Origin of the sequence: Pseudoalteromonas sp. SG44-17, from assembly GCF_014164235.1 — a bacterium.
GTDB lineage: Bacteria > Pseudomonadota > Gammaproteobacteria > Enterobacterales > Alteromonadaceae > Pseudoalteromonas > Pseudoalteromonas rhizosphaerae.
The window spans coordinates 1-3,883 of record NZ_JACJEV010000071.1 but is presented as its reverse complement, the minus strand read 5'-3'; the positions used below and the strand labels follow the sequence as shown (position 1 = coordinate 3,883).

4 protein-coding genes are annotated in these 3,883 nt (G+C 40.9%); 1 reads left to right on the top strand and 3 read right to left on the bottom strand.

From position 1 onward, the window contains the following. Positions 1 to 911 precede the first annotated feature (911 nt). Positions 912 to 1,805, top strand: a complete 894-nt coding sequence (locus H5182_RS21845; protein WP_145238782.1) for a TPR end-of-group domain-containing protein — start codon at positions 912 to 914, stop codon at positions 1,803 to 1,805. On the opposite strand, the gene H5182_RS21840 is transcribed toward H5182_RS21845, so the two are convergent. From H5182_RS21840 to H5182_RS21830, 3 genes are all read right to left on the bottom strand, one after another. Further along, positions 1,794 to 2,114, bottom strand: a complete 321-nt coding sequence (locus H5182_RS21840) for a hypothetical protein (RefSeq protein ID WP_145238785.1) — start codon at positions 2,112 to 2,114, stop codon at positions 1,794 to 1,796. The genes H5182_RS21845 and H5182_RS21840 overlap by 12 nt on opposite strands. A 50-nt stretch (positions 2,115 to 2,164) precedes the next feature. Then, a complete protein-coding gene (locus tag H5182_RS21835) occupies positions 2,165 to 2,989 on the bottom strand; it encodes a nuclear transport factor 2 family protein (RefSeq protein ID WP_182760638.1) in 825 nt (274 codons plus the stop codon). Positions 2,990 to 3,051: 62 nt separating this feature from the next. Next, positions 3,052 to 3,792, bottom strand: a complete 741-nt coding sequence (locus tag H5182_RS21830) for a ferredoxin--NADP reductase (protein WP_145238792.1) — start codon at positions 3,790 to 3,792, stop codon at positions 3,052 to 3,054. Between the last annotated feature and the right edge of the window lie 91 nt (positions 3,793 to 3,883).

Sequence of the window (3,883 nt, the reverse complement as noted above, 5' to 3'; positions counted from 1 at the left end):
CGTTGGTCAGGAAAGTCTCGAAATTGGACAATGATCAATGAAGTAAATTTGAATCCAGAGAAAAAAGAAGAAGTGCGGGCGGCATAAAATTTAACTTGATGCGACAACTAACTTGAAAAACTCCGCCCGTCGCTCGAAGCACTTTTTATCTTCTCCGTGCAGCGAAGCGCCTCAGTGCCCCTCGGTGGTAAAATTGGTTTTAAGATAATCACGGCTAAAGCCAGTTCCTACGGCAGTAAAAGTAACTAGGTACTAGGATCAGCTCACAGCTCGAAGCACTTTTTTTCTTCTCCGTGCAGCGAAGCACCTCAGTGCCCTCGGTGGTAAAAGTGATTTTAAGATAATCACGGCTAAAGCCAGTTCCTACCACAGTAAAAGGAGCTTGGTGCTAGGGTGTATTCCGTAGCACCAAACCCGAAGCCGGTTTATAGGTCGCGAGGTAAACTCGCGGCTACAATTTTTAAATTATTTTGATGACCCTGTCACCAGAATATTTACTCAACAATGACCGTATTCTTTACGAGCAAATTGTTTAGTTACCATGCAATATCACCCAACGGTGGCTGAGGTAAATGATCTGCGTGGAGTTAATGGGGCCAAAAAGTATTTTCCAATATTTGTAATGCTTTAAATATTAAGACGTTGTTCAGATATATTTGGTTATTATAAACGCTCACTCCTGTTGATATCCCTAACGACTTTAAGTTGTTTAAGCAGTTTGGCCAGCTCTTCTTAGAGCTGGTTTTTTTTGCCTGTTTTTACTGGCTTCATTTTCTTCCACAGCAGCAATTACCCAGCATATTGCTGTTAAAATAACCTCGAAAAATCAACGCGGCCTAGTTACTCATAGGTAGTCATGTTACAGTTTCAGTAATTTACTTAGCACTTTAATTTATCGACTAGGCAGTAGTATGCGTCATTATTTTGTATCAATTTTACTTCTTTTTGCCACTTTTGTGGCAGCTCAGGCACAGGCTGAAGAGTCTCGCGCTGCACCCAGCCCACAACAGCAACAACAGGCACTCAAAAAACTTCAAGAGCCGATGTATAGACCCTTGATGGAACGCTATATTCTTGATGAACTCAAAGCGGTACGCCAAGATCAGCAAAAACTACGTGAAGACGTTACCAAACAAGTCACTCATGCTCAGCTTGATACCGCTGATCGCGCACTGACTTACACCACAGATACAATTAATAATGTATTTTTTATCATCACTGCCACAGCCTCTATTTTGGTACTGGTTGGTTGGAACTCGTTACGTGATGTAAAAAACAAAGTCGAAGATATTGTAAATACCCGTGTCAGCGTGATCACCAATGAATACGAAGCACGTTTGAATACATTTGAAGAAAAGCTACGCGAGCGCTCTGAAGAAATCTTAAGTAACCAACAAAAAATATCTGTTACCAATGAAGTCCATTCTTTATGGATGCGTGCAAATTTAGAAAGCGATATAGCCAATAAGATCGAAATATTTGATGAGATTTTAAAACGTAAACCCGAAGATGTTGAAGCTATCGCTTACAAAGCCGATGCATTACTAGAGCTTAATGAAACAGCTCAGGCGATAGAGTTGTGTAACCAAGCCTTGGATATAGACAGTGACTATGGCTACGCTTATTGGCAACGTGCATGTGCTTATGCGTTGACTCATAAACACGCTGATGCGTTGGCCGATATAAAAATGTCGTTGGAGTATTCACCAAACTTACGTAATGAGCTATTACATGAAAGTGCATTTGCCAGTTTGCACGACAATAGCAGCTTTAATGCGATTGTATCTGGCGACTTAACGTTCTAAAAAGCTTTCGATTGCTTGAGTGAGCAGTTCATCGAGTTGCTCTTCAAACTCATCTTTGTTGGTTTTAAAGTGCGCAAGATAAGCCTGCGCATGCTGATCAGACAACAGCCGAGCATTAATACTGTATTCGCGCTCGGCTTTAGTTTTATCAAACCGCGGGGTAAAGTGATAAAGGGCAAAATAAGGGGCGACCAATTGCTGATTAGCATAATCACAGAAACGCTCAATGGTTTGTGCTCCCGTTGGCCCTAAACAGCCAGGCTCTACACGATAAAGTAACTGAATTTTTTTATCATCACTAATTTGCATGCTAGTCGCGGCCCCTTTATCTGCCTATAAACAATCTGCTTATTAATACTCTATCTAAAAAAGAGTACTTTGGTTATTTTGCCATTTTCAACTTGATAGCTAGAGATTAACTCTCCGCGCTTATCAACTACATTTGGATCTGTTGAACAGGTTTCTGACAGTTCATGATCGATAACGATATTACCGTGCACAATACGTTTAATTGGGGATGATTTTATACACTTTAATTTTTTAAACATTATTCCGTAACGGGCAATCAGTTTTTCTTTGCCCTTAAAAAGTAACTCGTTTGGAAAGGCATAAAACTCTACATTTTCATCATACATACTAATAAATGCATCGATGTTTCTGGCATTATACGCCTTAATTAATTGCTCAATAACGGCTAACGATTCGCGTGACTGTTTAGCTTTAACTTGTTGTTTGAGTGTTAGCGCTTCTTTAGCTTGGATCACTGCTTGCTCTGCTTGTGCGACAGCAAGCTGTTTTTCTTGTTGTGTTTTAGGAAGTTCAGCAGGTTTTGCCGCTTCAGTACCAAGTACCTTACTGGTATCAACTTCAGGCTCGCTTGGTTTGCTGGTGTCTGTTTTAATTGGCTGAGTTGGTTCAACATTTACAGGTTCAGCTGATTGCTCATTTTGCGGGGTTAAAGTGATCACCGCAGGGCTATCTTGTAATTCAACCTCAGTTGATTTAGCTGGGGCTTTACTCTGCACTGATTTTTCTTCGCCAGTGCTAGTGTCAGTCGTTTTTACTACAGCAGGCAATTTAGCTGCTGTTGTTTCAGTTTTAGTTTGTGGTTCAACTACATCAGCTGCAGTTGCTAATAACTGCCACGGAAATAGCAAACTTACTAAAAAAAATAACGGTTTCATACTGTTCCTGAGTAATTTAAGAAACTCTAAAATAACAAAATTTACCGGATCGCGATAGCTTTTTACCAATACTGCTCAACGGTGATTTGCCCAGGCTCCCTACGACGATTGCGAGTGTAGCCTTGCTCGGTTAATAATGCGCTGGTGTCTTTAACCATTTGTGGATTACCACAGATCATAAATTGACTATTTTGCGGGCTAACTGCGCTATCACAATGCTTAAATAAGGTGCCATCGGCGATTCGGTCAGTAATACGCCCATCTAAGCCGACAATTGCCTGCTCGCGACTCACTACGGGCAGATAACTCAATTGCGGATACTGCTGCTGTAACTGCGCAATTTTTGCTTGATAACTTAAATCTGCATTCAAACGCACACCATGCACTAAGGTAACGTGCTTAAATTGCTGCCACACATCAGGCTGCTCTAAAATGGATAAAAACGGCCCAATTGCGGTTCCGGTGCTAAGCATAAATAACTGTTCACTGGCGGGGATTTCATCAATAGTAAAAAATCCACTGGCGCGGCTTTCAATCATCACCGTATCGCCGGGTTTAAGCTTGGCTAATTGTTGTGATAATAAGCCATCTGCCACGTTAATAAGATAAAACTCTAAATCGGGAGAGCTTGGTGCATTTACGTAAGAGTAAGCCCGTGCAATACGTTTTTCATCCATCATCATAGAAAGCTTAGTAAACTGTCCTGCTTTAAACGGCTCCACATCGGCATTCACAATTAAACTAAATAACGTATCAGTCCACCAAACAATATCTTTAACACTTGCCTCAACCCAATTAGACACAATTAACACTCCTTAATTATTGCTTTGTATAACAGTGGCAAGAGTGCACAGCATTGTCAATGTTTGCGAGTTTGCGAGTTTGCTTATGTCT